This is a genomic window from Nitrospirota bacterium (assembly GCA_016212215.1).
Lineage (GTDB): Bacteria > Nitrospirota > 9FT-COMBO-42-15 > HDB-SIOI813 > HDB-SIOI813 > JACRGV01.
This window is the reverse complement of sequence record JACRGV010000002.1, coordinates 1-15,920: the sequence shown is the minus strand read 5'-3', so window position 1 is coordinate 15,920 and position 15,920 is coordinate 1. Positions and strand designations below refer to the sequence as shown.

Below are 15,920 nucleotides of genomic sequence, written 5' to 3'. Positions count from 1 at the left end.
CTTTCTGTTTAAATTATATTCATCCGAAAATCAACCCCATCCCCACCCCCCGATTACTACTTCGGGGGCAAGCTCTAACCCTCTACCTATTCTTTAACCTTTATCTCAACTACTTCCGATGCCTCACTCTCAAGGCCGTCATTATCAACCGCAGTAATATAAATGGATAAAGCCTTTGTCTTTTCATCAAGCTTCATTTCATATTGCTTATCCGGTACAGTCGCTAATTTTGTGTCACCAAAGAATCCGCCTTTTTTGAATATGTTATAACCCTTGATGTCTTTTTCTTCATTAGCCTCCCAGTTTAGTAATACCTTTCCTTCAGATACCTGCGACTTTATTCCAGCAGGTTGCCTTGGAAGCGGTTTGGTCGTAACCTGTGTTACTTCTGAGAGACTGCTCTCAAGCCCGTCCGTATCCACAGCCCTGACTGCGTAATAATATGCCGTATTATTCTTCAGGTCTTTGTCAGTAAATGTAAATACATTCCCATTCACCTTTGAATAAACAGCCGCCGGCATCTTCTCACTGTCTCCCCTGTAAATCCAGTATTCTTTAAGAGTACTGCCTTCACCTTTACCCCATTTGATAACAGCCTTCTTAGGAAGACCATTTTCACCCGACAATCCTGCAGGGACTTTTGGCCCCTCTTTTGTCATTGCGGATACTGCCTTTGACTGTTCCCCTTCAACTGTTGCGCCTTTATATAAATAGTATGCCGTAACAGTATAATAATAGGTTGTCCCGCTTGTCAGTGACTTATCAATAAATTCATTCTTATCACTCATAGCAGTCTCTGCAAAAGGCCCTGCCTCGCCTTCACCCCTGTAGATTTTATATCCCTTAACCTCATTATCAGTGTGTTTATCCCATTGCAGTTTTATCATCTTCGGCATCCCGCTTATAGCGCGTAACATTGAGGGCGGTACCGGTCCGCCGCGGCTCTTACCATAAACAGGCTCTGACATCAAACCTTCTGTATCATAAGTATTAAATGCACTGACCTTGTAATAAAATGAAGAAGCAGGCTGAATATCAGATGTGTCTTCGAATGATGTTATATCCTTTTTGGTTATCTTCGTGAGCCTCTGATAATTGCCGGTAATTGTTGGAGAGCGGTAGATATAATAACCTCTGACTTCAGGCTCAGGGCTTGGCGACCATTTTAATATTATCTTCAGGAGCCGGCCGCTTTCAGCCTCAACCTCAATAGGGGATGAGGAACGCTTCCTTACTCTGTCATTCATTTCAACAGGTAATTCATAGTCATAGATATATGCATAAGATGTCTTAGGCATAACCTCGTCAACTTCTACCACACCTACATATATCTCTTCTTTATGAAGAAGGTCATTAGTCCTTGGATCCCTAAGCTCCTTGCCGGGCCTAACGACAATCAGCTTGTCTTTCTTTGTAAGTCCGTCCACCGACCCAAGTGAAAGTGTAACCTTCTTCTTTTTGCTGTTGACCTCAAGTACGTATCCCTCTGTATAAGGTTCAAGACTGATTACCTTTAATTTATAAGGACTACCGGAACTCCCTGATGTCTCACAATTGCGCTGTGCATCACAGGCGTTCAAATAATATTCAATCAATGCCCCTTTTTCCTGAAATGTATCGGGTATCTGAATCTCATAAAGCCCCTCTGACGGAGCTGTCATCTTCAGAGTCCTATAATTTGTTTCCCCTTTCAGTCTGATAAGCAAAGAGACATCCCCCATCTTCTGATTGTCCATAGCCTTTGCCTTTATCAGGTTTTTATTTTCTTTGATAATTGAAGAGAGCGGCGTAAAGATCACCTCCGGCTTCTGTGTATCACTTATCAAGAGCGTCTCTGAAATCTCTGTTGTCTTATCTTTCTCAAGTGTTATCATGAGGATCTTTTCGAGGTATCCCTCTTTTTTAAGTTTAACTGTGTATTGTTTAACTGGAAGGGAACTGATACTTGTCGGTGTTACACCAAGTACCTTTCCATCAATATATATATCTGCACCCAATGGATCCGTCCTGAGTGTCAGATTGCCGCTTGACTGTGTAAGCTTATATGTCTTCTCGATTCCGCTGTTTTTTATTTCAATTACATCCTCATAGTCATTATAACCTTCCTTGTTTATCCTGATTTTGTAGGTACCGGGGATAACATCATCAACTGTAAGAGGTGTCACACCCTTAACATTATCATTCCAGAAAAGCTGTCCGCCTTCCGGCACTGAGGTTATTTTTACAGTGTATGTTATCCGTTCCAACTTTATATTTATTTCTTTTACCTCATTCTCCTTAATATTTACTTTCTGACTGGATTCATGATAACCATCTTTTATAACAGCAAGTGTATGTTCACCTACGTTTACTTCTTTCATAACAACAGGTGTCACACCCATTTCTTTACCATCAAGTGATATATGCCCTTCAATAGGGTCTGAATTAACTGAAATAGACCCTGTGATCTGAAAATCAGCAGATACTTTCATCTCTTCACCGGGTTTTAGATTCACAGTCCTGATAAAGTCTTTCTTCCCCGTTGCAGTAACCTTTATTATATGATCACCCGGCAGGATGTCTTTTATTGTATAAGGCGTTTGCCCTTTTTTATTGTCATCAATATAAACATCTGAACCGGACAGATTGGACTCTATTATTAAGGCGGATATGTTTGCAGAATCGGATGTCTCAGAAACCTTTTCAAATACTTCCTGTGAGCTTGATATGCAAGGGTTCAGCAATATAAGGGCAATTAAGAAATATGCGGTATTGAATAGAAATAAGAATCTACGGGGAGTACCTTTTTCTACCATAATTTATCTCCTCCAGAATATAATGCCATTTTGCATATTATGGATATGTAAGTCAAGCAAACCTATCATTATTCCATATTTATCTTTCGTGAACGGAGTTTCTTCTTTTCAGAAATGATCTTTTTATCTGCGAGCATCTTTTCTTTTGCCCGCTTTGAGCGTTTTCTCTTCTGGCGGCGTATCTTCTCAACCCTTTGCCTCTCCTCGCTCTCCTTTCCTTTAATCAACTCATCAATCTTTTTTACAAGGATAACCCTTGCCCTGTAACGGTTCAGAGATTGGGATCGCTCAGTCTGGCATTTCACCTCAATACCGGTAGGGAGATGTTTCAAGTAGACACACGTGGAGACCTTGTTTACATGCTGACCACCCTTTCCACCTGACCGGATAAACGACTCTTCAATATCCTCTTCCCGGATATTCAGCGCCTCCATCTTTTCTCTAAGGTCACCTTCTTTGGAAGAGCTGACAGGAAATTTATTCATTGAAAAATTCTAACATATACGGTCTTGATTTGGACATGCATCACACAATTAATAACACAAACAGCCACGAGTGTACCGCTTACCTGCCGTTACTCAATATTCTGCACCTGCTCCCTTATCCTCTCAACCTCTGATTTCATTTCAATAACTGTTTGTGAAATCTTGCTGTCAGAGGATTTAGAGCCTATGGTGTTTATCTCACGGTTGATCTCCTGAAGGAGGAAATCAAGACTGCGGCCGACCACGCCGCCTTTGGTAATCTTCTCATTCAACTGTGTGATATGACTGCCGAGTCTTACAAGCTCTTCCTCAACATCCATCTTTTCAATCATCATGGCAACTTCCTGATGTATCCTGTTCATATCGAGTGTGATTGCACCGGCGAGTTCCTTTATCTTTCCGAGGTAATGTTTTTTCATATTAGTTACTACCTGAGGTATATGACGGGAAATCTTCTTTATCATCGCCTCAAGTTTAATTATCCGCTTTTGAATGTCTTTGCTGATTATCTGCCCCTCTTTAAGCCTCATCTTTTTAAGGTCTTCGATAGATTGTTTGAGAAGGTTTATCAGAAAATCATCAGCCTTTCTGTCGCTGTAATCCATCTTTTTGAAAGAGTTTTTTTCTGCTAACAGGTATAAATCAGAAATAGTGATGGTATTATTAAGCTTCATATCAATATTAAGTTCCTTGAACTCTTTTGACAAACTTTTCAGGATCGCCTGATAACGATTAATTGTAGACTTATTAATCGCAGGAACTTCTTCATCACCTGTGCTGTCTGCCTGAATCAAGACAACCTCAAACTTTCCGCGTGCAAAAGTATTTGATATGTTATTCCTGACTGCCGGTTCCAGTCTTCCGAGTGCATCAGGAAATCTTACATTAATATCGCAATATCTCTGATTGACAGAACGAATCTCTACCTTAAAAGTTGCTCCATTAAATTTCCCCTCACTGCTGCCGAAACCTGTCATGCTCTGTATCATCAGTCATTTTCTCCTATACCGTACTTTTTCATCTTATAGCCTATCTGTCTTGATGTAATGCCGAGCTGTCTTGCGGCCTTTGCCTGCACATAGCCGCATCTTTTCAAGGCATCAAGGATCTTCTCTTTTTCCATCTCTTCTACAGTCCTGTCAAGTGTCTTGATATTACCGGCACCCGTATTTTCCACTGACTTGTTTGATGTGGAATTAATCCCAATATTTACAGGGATATCCTCTGCCATTATGATCTCATTCTTTGACATAACAATCATCCGCTCAACACAGTTCTCAAGCTCCCTGACGTTTCCGGGCCAATCATACATCAGCAGTGTATCAAGGGCCTCATTTGAGATCTTTACCTCCCTGCTGTTTTCCTCGTTGTATATCTGGAGGAAATGGCCTACAAGGGGCGGGATGTCCTCTTTCCGGTCTCTGAGTGCCGGTATCCTGATAGGAACGACATTCAATCTGTAATACAGGTCCTCCCTGAATTCAGACCTTCTTACAGCCTCTTCAAGGTCTTTATTTGTAGCAGTAATGATGCGGACATCTACTATTATGCTTTTAGAACCGCCTACCCGCTCAAACTTCTTCTCCTGCAGCACTCTCAGGAGTTTTACCTGTGTTGATATAGGTATGTCCCCTATCTCATCAAGGAATAATGTTCCTGTGTCAGCAAGTTCAAAGCGGCCTTTTTTTGTTTGAATAGCACCTGTAAATGCACCCTTCTCATGACCAAATAGTTCGCTCTCGATCAGCGTATAAGGTATGGCGGCACAATTGATGCTTATAAACGGCTTGTCACACCGCTTACTATGATAATGTATTGCACGGGCAATAAGCTCCTTGCCTGTCCCGCTCTCACCTCTTATCAGTACAGTAGCCTTACTCTGACTTACCCTCCATGCAGAATCCAACACTTCTCTCATCTTATCACTTTGAAAGACTATATTTGCAAATCTGTAAGGAGATTTAAGCTCACGCTGAAGGATCAGCTTCTCCTTAATCAGACTCTTTTTCTCAAGCTCGACCATTTTTGCAATTGTTATGGTCTGTCCAATCAGGGAGGCAACAATAGTCAATACCCTCATATCCTCTTCAAGTGATTCTTTATGAGACTTGTACTCCCCCTCCTCAACACTCTTACCCTTTCCCCTTGGGGGAGAGGGATGGGTGAGGGGGAGTCTATCCACACTAAGTACCCCAATCGTCTCCCCTTTGACCTGAATAGGAACTGATATAAAGGATATAGTTTTTTCTGTAAGGTCGCCCCTTGACTTTGTCCTGTCCAGAAAGAGCGGTTCCTTTCCTATATCCGGAATAATCGCCGGTTCACCGGTTGCAACAACACGGCCTGTTATCCCCTCTCCGATATTATAAACACCGCGCCCCTTTTCCTCATCAGTTAGACCATGTGCAACTTCTATATAGAGTTGTTTTGTTGCCGGGTCAAGGAGGGTTATTGTGCCGTGCCTCATCCCCATATTTGCTGAAAGTATCTCAAGGATCGAGCCGAGGATCTCTTCCGGCTCAGGTGAAGTGTATGTGCTCAGGCTCTTAGCAATCTCATATAATGTAGTGAGTTCAACCTTTTTTTTGATGAGGTCATTGGTTGTATGATTTGTATTATTATTGTTTTGCATTTTTATTGAGTTTACGAAATTGTCAAAGACTATAACATAAATGTAAAGCCTGTTTCAATTGTTCCTTTTCAATATTATCAATAATCTTTACTTCACCAATCCTTGTAGGAATAATAAATCTCACCCTTTCATTCACAACCTTCTTATCCCTCTGCATTACGTCCCAAAGGGTGTCAAAACTAATCTGCGGTATGGATGTTTGTAACCCTGTCAGACTGCACAGCCTTTTAAGCCTGTCATGAACATCCTGATTACATAACCCTGTTATTTGTCCCAGCTTTGCAGCACACACCATCCCAAGGGCCACTGCCTCGCCGTGCAGATATTGTTTATAACCGGTAATAGTCTCTATTGCATGACCGATTGTGTGCCCGAAATTGAGGATAGCCCTAAGCCCCTTCTCCTGCTCATCCTCGCTGACTACTCCGGCCTTAATCTCACATGACCTTTCAATCAGATGAATTAATAAATCAGGATCAAGCGTAAGGATTCCCCTGTAATTTTCTTCAATAAAACTGAAAAATTTCTCATCAGCAATAACACCATATTTAATGACCTCCGCCATCCCGGAAATAAATTCCCTGCGGTGCAGTGTCTTTAATACAGCAACATCTACCCATACAAGTACAGGCTGATAAAAGGCCCCTATAAGATTCTTGCCGAGTGCATGGTCCACCCCTGTCTTTCCTCCGACACTGCTGTCTACCTGTGCCAATAATGATGTAGGAATCTGGATGTACGGCACCCCCCGCAGATAAGTTGCCGCTGCAAACCCTGAGATGTCTCCGACTACCCCTCCACCTAATGCAATAATTGAAGAGTTACGTTCAAACCGCTCCCTTATCAGGACATCATAGATTCTGGAAACAGACCTCAGGGTCTTGTACCTCTCCCCTGCCGGCAATTCAATAACAGTCGGAGAAATCCCTGCCTTCTGAAGCTGATTACAAACACCTTCTCCATATAGCTTCTTCAATTTAGGATTGGTAATAACAGCCGACTTTTTCCCGATTGACAGGTTATGGATATACTCCTTCAGCTCTTCCATAATGTTATACCCTATCCTGATATCATAACTCCTCTGCCCCAGCATAACCCTCACTGTCCTCATAAAACCTCCATTAAGCGAAATATCTTTTGAAAAAGAATAACGATAGACACATTACAGTTTGTTAGGCATGTTTCTTTTTACCGAAGGAAAGCTCTCCTTCGTTGAACTTGTGAATGAGCATGGATATAAGTGATTGATAGGGCAAACCTTCTTGTAATGCCTTCACTTGAATCTTTTTTAAGTCCCTTTCAGTCATCCGAATATTGATCCGTTTTTGTTTGCTCAAACTTTGCTTAGCATATTCCTGGTATTCTTTTTTTATTTCCTTATTAAAGTCAGAAACCCATTCTTCCTTTTCTAATGATTTAATAAGTTTTTTTTCTTCATCGTCGAAAAATTTTAATTTATTCATCGCCTGTGCCTCCCAGATATTTCTTATTCGCTTTTCGATCCGGTATGATAGATTTCAAAAATATTTTTTCGTCATCTTCTACAAATGGTACAGCATACACATAGCCATTTATACTAACATAAAAAACCATTTGATTCGGATACTTCGCACTGTTAGGATGCTTAAGCCTGTCAAGTAAATCCCCGTTCTCTATAGCCAGCACGACTTCTTCAAATGATACTCCCCGAACATCCTTCAAAAGTCTGTTTTTTTCGTCATCCCAGTCAAAATATTTCATTTGTATGCCTTTTGTATTCTACAATTTATATTATTCACGAATACATGTCAACCATCTACTTCCCTCCCATGTCAACCCATAGTGTTTGACTTTTGCCAATTTACAAGCTATATTGCCAATATGAAAAAATTATCTTACAAAACAACTCTGGATAAATTTGGACGGGTACTCATTCCTAAGAAAATGAGGGTAAATCTTGGATTAACTCCTGGAAGTAATCTCAAGATTGAGGAGCATGATAAAGAGATTACACTTCATCCCATAATAGAGAAATCTATTCTTGTTAATAAAGAAGGTGTTATGGTTGCCAGGTGTGACGCCGTAGAACCTATAGAAAGTTTTGAGAAAAGAGTCCGCCATCAGAGGCTCAAAAAACTCAGTGGGGTTTCAGAGTGAAAAAAATCCTTCTGGACACATCCATTCTTGTGGCAGCGATGGTTACATCCCATCCGGAACATGCAATAGCTTTCAAATACCTTCGAGACGCCAGACAGAATAAATTTCATGGCATTATAGCCGCTCACAGTCTTGCGGAGGTTTATGCTGTTCTCTCTTCAATGCCTGTTCAGCCGCGTATAAGCCCTGATGCTGCCTGGCAACTTATCAAGAAAAACCTCATAGGGACATTTGAAATTGTTTCCCTTTCAAAATCCGATTACATTTCTGTTATCCAAAAAGTATCCGGCGATCAGCTATCAGGCGGCATCATCTATGACGCATTGATAGCACAGTCAGCAATAAAAGCAGGGGCAGACCAGCTTATAACGTTGAATGTTGCAGACTTTAAGAGAGTCGCATCTGAGAAATTAATGCAGACTATCACTTCACCGTAAACAAAGATGTTACAAGGTTTTTGTTATTGTTATTTTCGGGAATCTAATTTCTCATCAGGAAACATTGTCCTGATAAATTTTCTTACATCTTTTAAATCCTTTTTAACGTCTTCACAGGTAAGATCTAATACGCCGAGAGGAGGATATCTGTCGGCAAAATAATATCCTGACACACGTTCACATATATCCCGAAAATTCTCAAGAATAGGATTACATTTTGCAGCATCATCTAATAATGAATCAAGTTCATGAATCTTACGCAAATTCCATCCATGCTTTAGTATAAATGCCTTGAGATACTTTTCTAATGATTGCTGTAAGAAGAAACCGGCTGCCTCAGCATCTACGGCTCTTAGACTTCTCTTCAATCGTTTCCAATCTTTTCTTGCAATTTCTACCCACTCCTCAATGTTTACAACATCTTTATTTTTCTTCATAAAACCATCCCGGATTCTAATATCTGTAGAACAAATTGATCTCCTGCCTTTTTCCTATTTTCCAATTCAATGGGTGTTAAGACAATAGGGGAGACAGGGAATCCATCCCGCAAATCCCGTATAAGGCGCTTAACAGTTGCCATTCTCTCAAAAAATCTTTCTTTTGTAGACGCAATAATAAACAGGTCAACATCACTGTCTTTTGTAGCTTTGCCTGTGGCATAAGAACCAAACAGGATGACTTCCTGTGCGTGATACTCCTTCTTTAATCGTTTACTGATATTTCTTAATTTTACATAAATTTCTTTATTCATCTCATTACCCCTTCTCAAATTACAATATCATAAGTCATCTCACCTTCGTCAACCTCATCTTCCCTCTCTCCCCAAGGTCTTCCACCCTCGGCGATATTACAGGGGGCTGCTCACGGTTCATCTCACCGGCGGTCTCAATAACCTTCGTGTCTGTATAAGTGAAAAGCTCATTTAACTCAACCCACCCGTCGCCATTTGTATCCGCCTCACCATTAAGCCCTCTCAGCAGGTAGTATGTGAAAAGCCCGTGGCCTGTATCGCTGTATGCTGAGCTGACCTCCTTTGGCTCTGCCGCCGCAAGCACGACCGTGTTTCCCGTAGCAATATAGGGATTTTTAACCTCCAGCACTATCGGCTTAACCCCGCTTGCCAACACAGACCTGTCGCCTCTCCCGGCAAAACACGAGTCAAGAACAGCAATGACATTACCGGACGGCAACTGACTGAGGCTTGCATACAGGGACTTGAGCGGATAGGCGGTCTTTTCAAGATAATCAGGGTCGCCGTCATAAGGAACAATGAAGGCCTCAGTATCCCCTTTTACATCAGGCGCCCCGTGGCCTGAGTAGTAAAAGAATACCATCGAGTTACCCCCCTTTACCTTATTCCTGAGCCATACCTCCACAGTCTTTTCAATATCCCCCTTTGTAGCATTCTCATTTATCAGTGTCCTGATATTCGCCTTCGGGATTCCAACACCTTTTATCAGATATTCCTTTACCCACTCAGCATCTTTCACAGCATACATGGCATCACTCTTTATATCCCTGTACCTCTCAATACCAATCACAACTGCAAAGTAGTCCTTATGCTCCTTTGCCGCACTGATGTTGAGCCTGTGAACTGCCTCAGCAATATTTTCAACGGGAGCTGTTGCAGTGACGTAAACGCCAGGCGTTTTATAAGCGTAGGCAGGGGATTGCGGGGCACCAGTAGTCAATACCGCATTTACAAGTTCAAGTCTCTCAGAGTTAAAATATCTAAGACTGCCTGTTACAAGGACATTTTCTTTATTCATTGCAAGTTCTCTTGCCTTTTCTTTGGGCGCCGGTATAAATATCTCTGTACCCCCAAGTTCAGCATGAAATCCCAACTTTTCTGCATCATAGTCTCGAAGGTTTACAGGAGATGAAAACGGAACTTCGAGCTTTTTAACCCTTTCGTTATATTCACGAACACTCTCAAATTCATCCTTTTTGAATTGTTCAGTTACATAAAAATCAGGAAGGTTCCAGACATTAATTGGTTCAGGCTCTTCACTATACTTTCTTATAGGTTGGGGAGATCTTTCAGATAGAAGGGAGATTTCAAATGGTAAGCATACTTCCGGAGAAGGAGAAGGAGGAGGAGGAGGAGGTGCCAATTCATCTCTATAATTAAAAAGCTTCCTACCATCCGGGCTGAAAAAAATGTTACCTATATAACTATAACCATAACGCTCAGGAGCAAGAACCTTTATCCTATTTCCAGAAACAGAATCCCATAATATAATAAATTCGCCCCAATAATCTGTAACTATAGTTCTATTATCAGGACTAAAGGCAATATGAAAGATTTCCCCGCAATTATCTGGGGCTGTGGCAAAAGTCCTTATTCTATGCCATGTTGCTGTATCCCATAAGGTAACAGACTCTCCTGTATCAGTGGCAGCGAGTATTTTACCATCAGAGCTAAAGGAAACATCTCGTGAGGTTATAGTTGCTACCTTACTCAACGTTTTGGCATTAAAGAAATATACAACAGACCTCCAATGGCTTTCTCCTTCTTTCAGAAACAGTATTCTAATTCCAAAAAGCCTTCCATCAGGACTGAATACCACGTCGTCATTAATGTTTTTGAATTCTATCTTATTCCATGTTGCCGTGTTCCAAATAATCACTGATGAATAACTATTCTGAAGTACAAGTATCCTCCCATCAATGCTAAAGGATAAGAATTGTAAATCAGTTTTAGCAGGAATTCCCTTAAGTTCTTTTATTATATTGCCTGTATCAACATTCCTGATAATAACCTTTTTATTATTTACAGTAGCGAGCATTTTACCGTCAGGGCTGAGGGCAAATGGATAACCAAGAGTGAATCCTTTTAGCACTTTTAAAAGCGAACCAGTTGCAGTATCCCAAAGTGTTATATTTTTCTCACCTCCAGTGGCAAGTATTTTGCCATCAGGAAATAAACCCCATGCTTTAATCAATTCTGCAGGGCGTATATCTAAGCTTGCCCCTGTTACAGTATTCCATAGCATGATTTTTTCTGGTTCTGTCTTTGGTGCTGATGCAACTATCCTTCTATCAATGCTATAGATAGTCTTATGATCGGGCGACGGCACCTTTAAAACTGTCCTCCTTACATCAGTAAACGCAGTATTAAGCGGGATATAAATGCCATCGGATTTTTGGGAGGATATGGTATGCTCTTCACCTATATCTAATGTTTGTCCTTGTACGGCCACATTATCAGGATAGCCAGTAATTAAAATAAAGAGGATAATTATAACAATTCTTATGTAATTAAATAAGTTGGCCATACTTACCAAGCCGGACCATCTTTGCTTACCTCAAACTCCACATACGCCTCCTGAATGAATGTATTATCTCGCATACGAATGTTTGAGGCACCTCCTGAAATACAGATACCGGAACCGGATGAGCCAACCATGTTTCGATAGTATCTCTCAACGGCCTCTCGGAATGCTTGGTGATTGAACTGCCCGTTGTACCCGTTTGGTTTTGATATTTCCAAGGGTGATGACTCGAAGTTGGAGCCAACCGGTTGTTTGATGTCTACACTGAGGTCTTGGTAGGCACGATCACCAATTCTCATATCGAAGAACGCCCGAGACACCATGTGTTCATCATTCGAGCCGTAATCCTGTGAGTCTTGAACAAGACGCCTGAATGTAACATGAGCTATTGTCATTGTTTCCTCCCGTGAACATGTACGGTTAGTTTTTCGAACACCCAACCATTGATTAACAGGTAAATTTCCCCTGATATTATAACGATAATGTAAAGGATTTGCACATGCAGAGTCAAGACAAAAAACAAAAATACAGCATGAGCATGGGGGCTTGAATCATCACTTTTCATTCCGCCATTACATAAGGTCAACTCTGTCTTCGATCCATCCGAAAATCACCCCCCCAGCCCCCCCTTGAACAAAGGGGGGGATTGTCGTTTTCCTTTGTGAGCCCCCGTTTCATGACAATTCAACAGCAAACCTCTCTATATCAGAAGCCAGCACATAATAATACAACCCTGGCCCATATCCTCCATAGCAGTTATTCCGCTGGTTTTGAAGGTCTATCCAGACCATTACGTCAGGAGACCCTCAACCCTGTTTAAAGATACGGAACCGCTGTTATGCCTTTTTCTCCTTTTCTTTTTTCTCAGAATATTCCTTAGCTCTTTTATAAATTTCCTCTACGCTCATTCCCTCAAAAAAGTTTGTCTTGAAGCTTCAGGTAATCCCTTTTTTCGTATGTAATCTGGGATAAGAACCGTATTGCATCTACTTCACCAAGATTTTTAAATAGAGTACGAAGCCCCTTTTCTCTTACCTCAAAATCACTTGTCAACTCTTTCATTTTATTTTTCCTCCGTTTCTTCAATAAAGCGTATCGGATTCAGAATCTTCAACCCCCTTATAGGAGATGCCTTCTTTATAAGCTTATCATCGCATGTCAGAAAATAGTCTGCACCGGCTTCTAAGGCACATGCAATATGCAAAGCATCCCTTGGCTTTATACCCTTGGACTCAAACTTCTTTGCCTTATTGGCAATTGCATCGCTGGGAAGAATATTTTCTGAAGCTAAGGAAGAAAGGTATTCTACCTCCTACCTTACTGTCACGTCCCAGGTAACCGGTACCACTTCATTCCCAGATATTCGAGACCACCATTTTCATAATGTTATTTTGTATTAACTTTTAAGTCAATGTTTTTTACCTCAATCCTGCCTTTTAAACGATAACTTCTTCCTTTAAACAAGCATATCTCTGCCCTGTCGAATATCCTGTCAATAGTTGCATTTGCTATTACAGGGTCCGGAAATACCTGCGGCCACTCATCTATGTCACGGTTAGATGTAAGTATCATGGCTGAACTGTATTTGCGCCTGTCGAATAGATCAAACACCTCCTCTGCAATCTCCCTGCTCATAGTGGTTACACCCCAGTCATCAAGAATCCATAGCTTTGAAGACAGTATCTTCTTAAACAGGATATCAAGATTATTCTTAAGCCTTGCCTGAACTATTTCCATGGCAAGCCTCTTTACACTGCTGCAATATACCCGATACCCTCTGTTTGCTGCAAGCACACCTATTGCAAGGGCTAAATGAGTCTTTCCTGTACCATGCTGGCCTAAGAAAAGAGATATCTGATTTAACTGAATAAAATCCAGTGTGGCAAGCCCTCTAATCTGATCCTCATTAATCTCAGGGTTAAATGACCAGTTAAACCCCTCAAGCGTGGTAATCTCAGGGAAGCTGGCACGTTTAATTCGGGCCGTCAATGCCTTCTCTTTTCTGGCATCAATCTCACGTTCTAATAAATCGCTGATCCATGTAAGCGATACAGCCTTTTTGTGCTCTGATACCACCTCCTCCAGTTCTGTTGCAGCAGTATGTAGTCTGAGTGCCTTAAACTGATGGCGCACTGTCTCTATATTCATAATCTTTCTCCTCCTTGTCTAATAGTTGTTTATACGCATTCATTGGCCTTATAAACTTTGATGGCTGTTTGTTGGAATCTGTAATCATATCCCTCTTATCTTCAGTCTCAGTTTTGCATTGAAGAAATCCGAGCACAGTCCTGTAACTGTATGAGTCCACAGATATGGCCCTCCTGCATGATTCATTAATCTCATCCGGGGAATACTTCTTATCAAGGGAGAGTATACCCCATACCTTCCTTGTATCTATAAAACCATCCCCCTGCATGAGCAGGTGATGTATAACTTGCTCAACGCAAGGCCCAAGCTTTGATGCCCGCTGCCTGTAGTATGAGCCATCTTGCGTCGCCCGCTCCCAGGGTGCCTTATGGCAGGCCTTGGTGCTCTTTGACACGTAAGGGTCAGTAATACGCGCATGAACCTCTATCAGTGTGCCTTCATGATATATGGACACCTGTTTCCGGTTGCCGATCACAAACACTCTCTTACCCCTGTACTTCTCTTCAACAGAGTAGTATTTACTGCGAAACCGGACGTGGCAGTCCTGCCTGACACGTCCATCATGGAACTCTTCAATCTCATATGAAACACCAGGTAGTACCTTAAGGTGAGGCGCCTCTTCCTCTATGAATACATCAATGGGCCTTTTGCGGATCGTTCCGTGTTTTCTCTCATTGGCAACGGTAACTTTTCTGTCTAAGTAGCATTGAGACTCGGAAAGACCACCCCACACATCCCCATGTGCCTGATATAGCCGTCTTACAAAAGGTATCATCCTCTCAACCTTGCCTTTGAGTTCCGGAGCCCTTGGGGGCAGGCATTCGATCATGGTTCCGTAGTGGGCGGCAAATCTCTCATATGCAGGGTTTAGTATAGGCTCATATCTGGATGCCACCAGGGAAAAACATTTCGGGTTGTCTGAAATAATCCGCCCTGGTATGCCACCTAATTCCCGAAACATCTCCTCTAATGTGGTCAGCGTGGTTCCTACATCACATGACAATACAAGACGAACCATCATGTATCTGGAGTGCCCGAGTACTCCCACAAACATCCATAAAGTCTGCTTCTTGCCACTATCAGGATTAATGACATCCCTAAGCTTACCCCAGTCAATTATCAATGCTTCTCCAGGGGCATATATAATCTCCTCTACTATTGATCTCCGGACACTCTCTCCAAGCTCAGCCAGCTTATGGCGGTGCATGAATCTGTAAAAGCTTGAACGACCTATTCCTCCTACCGAGAGCTCCTCAAATATTGTTATAGGCTGCCAGCCGGCCTGTAGCCTCTCTACAATCCACTCCCGCTGCTTCTGCAACTCTACATCTGGTTCAGATTCCTTTAATGAACGTCCGTCAACAGGGTCAGGGAATAGGGCTTCAGGGTAGGGAGGAATGGGGGTGCTACCGTCCAGATAACCATATTCACGGACTTTCTCCCGTACATGGGCTGCACGGTTCCTCCCTACCCTTAGATCACAACAGACTGCATTAAATCCTTTGCCTGACACCAACTGCTCAACTATCTTTCTCTCCATCAACCGCCTCCTGTTCCCTCTCGTCATGTAATCCTCCTTTTAACAAAACATGTTAAAAGAAAGTCATCATAACAAAGATTAACAGGTAGTCTCGTTTACATGGGAATAGATGCCTTTAAACTGGTACCGTTTTGGTGGGAACAAGCTCCCTAAAACTGGTACCGATTATGTGGGGATCAGACCCCTAAAATCGGTACCGAATTGGTGGGACGTAACACCTTACATCATCATGAGGATTTATGCTATTTTCGTAATCTATAATGAAAGACCATATAAGCGATAATCCATTACTTTTTATCTTCTGCATTATTGAGAAGATTGCTATTGTTTCAAGTATAATGCTCCCCATTGTCAAGACAAAAAAATGGGTTTATTAAGGTGGATCATTTTAACCTGCACTTGTTATAGTTGAACCCACTATTTCAAAATATATCTCCCTTGGGGTTCTGTATCCAAGAGACTGATGTAGTCT

The 15,920-nt window shown here is 41.7% G+C and carries 17 protein-coding genes; 2 read left to right on the top strand and 15 right to left on the bottom strand.

Translation table 11 applies throughout. From position 1 onward, the window contains the following. Positions 1-86: 86 nt before the first annotated feature. The 7 genes from HZA08_00150 to HZA08_00120 all read right to left on the bottom strand — a co-directional run bounded on the left by HZA08_00150 (position 87) and on the right by HZA08_00120 (position 7,652). Positions 87-2,795 carry a PEGA domain-containing protein gene (locus HZA08_00150; protein MBI5191837.1) on the bottom strand — a complete coding sequence of 903 codons (2,709 nt, stop codon included), beginning with the start codon at positions 2,793-2,795 and terminating at the stop codon, positions 87-89. 68 nt (positions 2,796-2,863) lie between these two features. Next, positions 2,864-3,280, bottom strand: coding sequence for a peptide chain release factor-like protein (locus HZA08_00145; GenBank protein MBI5191836.1), 417 nt, complete (start codon positions 3,278-3,280; stop codon positions 2,864-2,866). 89 nt (positions 3,281-3,369) lie between these two features. Beyond that, complete coding sequence (locus HZA08_00140; protein MBI5191835.1) at positions 3,370-4,269, bottom strand: YicC family protein; 900 nt, start codon at positions 4,267-4,269, stop codon at positions 3,370-3,372. Next, entirely contained in the window at positions 4,269-5,912 is a 1,644-nt protein-coding gene (nifA, locus tag HZA08_00135) for a nif-specific transcriptional activator NifA (GenBank protein MBI5191834.1), read from the bottom strand. The genes HZA08_00140 and nifA overlap by 1 nt, the downstream gene beginning before the upstream one ends. A 22-nt stretch (positions 5,913-5,934) precedes the next feature. Then, the gene (locus HZA08_00130; protein MBI5191833.1) at positions 5,935-7,023 is read right to left on the bottom strand and encodes a 3-dehydroquinate synthase; all 1,089 of its coding nucleotides are present in this window, start codon (positions 7,021-7,023) and stop codon (positions 5,935-5,937) included. A gap of 61 nt (positions 7,024-7,084) precedes the next feature. Further along, positions 7,085-7,375: an antitoxin gene (locus HZA08_00125; GenBank protein MBI5191832.1), complete on the bottom strand. Its 291-nt coding sequence runs from the start codon at positions 7,373-7,375 to the stop codon at positions 7,085-7,087. Next, the gene (locus HZA08_00120; GenBank protein MBI5191831.1) at positions 7,368-7,652 is read right to left on the bottom strand and encodes a BrnT family toxin; all 285 of its coding nucleotides are present in this window, start codon (positions 7,650-7,652) and stop codon (positions 7,368-7,370) included. Before HZA08_00120 ends, HZA08_00125 begins: the two co-directional genes overlap by 8 nt. Positions 7,653-7,772: 120 nt before the next feature. Here HZA08_00120 and HZA08_00115 point away from each other — a divergent pair, with 120 nt between their 5' ends. Next, on the top strand, positions 7,773-8,048 hold the full coding sequence (locus HZA08_00115; protein ID MBI5191830.1) for an AbrB/MazE/SpoVT family DNA-binding domain-containing protein: 276 nt from the start codon (positions 7,773-7,775) through the stop codon (positions 8,046-8,048). Next, positions 8,045-8,485, top strand: coding sequence for a PIN domain-containing protein (locus tag HZA08_00110; GenBank protein MBI5191829.1), 441 nt, complete (start codon positions 8,045-8,047; stop codon positions 8,483-8,485). Before HZA08_00115 ends, HZA08_00110 begins: the two co-directional genes overlap by 4 nt. Before the next feature lie 29 nt (positions 8,486-8,514). Here HZA08_00110 and HZA08_00105 read toward each other — a convergent pair whose 3' ends face one another. From HZA08_00105 to HZA08_00070, 8 genes are all read right to left on the bottom strand, one after another. Continuing rightward, positions 8,515-8,922 carry a HEPN domain-containing protein gene (locus tag HZA08_00105; GenBank protein ID MBI5191828.1) on the bottom strand — a complete coding sequence of 136 codons (408 nt, stop codon included), beginning with the start codon at positions 8,920-8,922 and terminating at the stop codon, positions 8,515-8,517. Beyond that, on the bottom strand, positions 8,919-9,236 hold the full coding sequence (locus HZA08_00100) for a nucleotidyltransferase domain-containing protein (GenBank protein MBI5191827.1): 318 nt from the start codon (positions 9,234-9,236) through the stop codon (positions 8,919-8,921). Before HZA08_00100 ends, HZA08_00105 begins: the two co-directional genes overlap by 4 nt. 34 nt (positions 9,237-9,270) lie before the next feature. Further along, positions 9,271-11,763, bottom strand: a complete 2,493-nt coding sequence (locus HZA08_00095) for a caspase family protein (GenBank protein ID MBI5191826.1) — start codon at positions 11,761-11,763, stop codon at positions 9,271-9,273. A gap of 2 nt (positions 11,764-11,765) precedes the next feature. Next, on the bottom strand, positions 11,766-12,200 hold the full coding sequence (locus HZA08_00090) for a hypothetical protein (GenBank protein ID MBI5191825.1): 435 nt from the start codon (positions 12,198-12,200) through the stop codon (positions 11,766-11,768). A 472-nt stretch (positions 12,201-12,672) separates the two neighbouring features. Next, on the bottom strand, positions 12,673-12,822 hold the full coding sequence (locus HZA08_00085; GenBank protein ID MBI5191824.1) for a hypothetical protein: 150 nt from the start codon (positions 12,820-12,822) through the stop codon (positions 12,673-12,675). 1 nt (position 12,823) lies between these two features. Then, positions 12,824-13,036, bottom strand: a complete 213-nt coding sequence (locus HZA08_00080) for a PIN domain-containing protein (GenBank protein ID MBI5191823.1) — start codon at positions 13,034-13,036, stop codon at positions 12,824-12,826. A gap of 110 nt (positions 13,037-13,146) precedes the next feature. Further along, a complete protein-coding gene (locus HZA08_00075) occupies positions 13,147-13,908 on the bottom strand; it encodes an ATP-binding protein (protein MBI5191822.1) in 762 nt (253 codons plus the stop codon). Then, on the bottom strand, positions 13,877-15,475 hold the full coding sequence (locus HZA08_00070) for a transposase (GenBank protein MBI5191821.1): 1,599 nt from the start codon (positions 15,473-15,475) through the stop codon (positions 13,877-13,879). Before HZA08_00070 ends, HZA08_00075 begins: the two co-directional genes overlap by 32 nt. Positions 15,476-15,920: the final 445 nt, after the last annotated feature.

Bases quoted from the DNA above. Each gene is read 5' to 3' on its own strand.
- HZA08_00150 (MBI5191837.1), bottom strand. From the start codon at position 2,795: ATGGTAGAAAAAGGTACTCCCCGTAGATTCTTATTTCTATTCAATACC.
- HZA08_00145 (MBI5191836.1), bottom strand. From the start codon at position 3,280: ATGAATAAATTTCCTGTCAGCTCTTCCAAAGAAGGTGACCTTAGAGAA.
- HZA08_00140 (MBI5191835.1), bottom strand. From the start codon at position 4,269: ATGATACAGAGCATGACAGGTTTCGGCAGCAGTGAGGGGAAATTTAAT.
- nifA (MBI5191834.1), bottom strand. From the start codon at position 5,912: ATGCAAAACAATAATAATACAAATCATACAACCAATGACCTCATCAAA.
- HZA08_00130 (MBI5191833.1), bottom strand. From the start codon at position 7,023: ATGAGGACAGTGAGGGTTATGCTGGGGCAGAGGAGTTATGATATCAGG.
- HZA08_00125 (MBI5191832.1), bottom strand. From the start codon at position 7,375: ATGAATAAATTAAAATTTTTCGACGATGAAGAAAAAAAACTTATTAAA.
- HZA08_00120 (MBI5191831.1), bottom strand. From the start codon at position 7,652: ATGAAATATTTTGACTGGGATGACGAAAAAAACAGACTTTTGAAGGAT.
- HZA08_00115 (MBI5191830.1), top strand. From the start codon at position 7,773: ATGAAAAAATTATCTTACAAAACAACTCTGGATAAATTTGGACGGGTA.
- HZA08_00105 (MBI5191828.1), bottom strand. From the start codon at position 8,922: ATGAAGAAAAATAAAGATGTTGTAAACATTGAGGAGTGGGTAGAAATT.
- HZA08_00100 (MBI5191827.1), bottom strand. From the start codon at position 9,236: ATGAATAAAGAAATTTATGTAAAATTAAGAAATATCAGTAAACGATTA.
- HZA08_00095 (MBI5191826.1), bottom strand. From the start codon at position 11,763: ATGGCCAACTTATTTAATTACATAAGAATTGTTATAATTATCCTCTTT.
- HZA08_00085 (MBI5191824.1), bottom strand. From the start codon at position 12,822: ATGAAAGAGTTGACAAGTGATTTTGAGGTAAGAGAAAAGGGGCTTCGT.
- HZA08_00075 (MBI5191822.1), bottom strand. From the start codon at position 13,908: ATGAATATAGAGACAGTGCGCCATCAGTTTAAGGCACTCAGACTACAT.
- HZA08_00070 (MBI5191821.1), bottom strand. From the start codon at position 15,475: ATGACGAGAGGGAACAGGAGGCGGTTGATGGAGAGAAAGATAGTTGAG.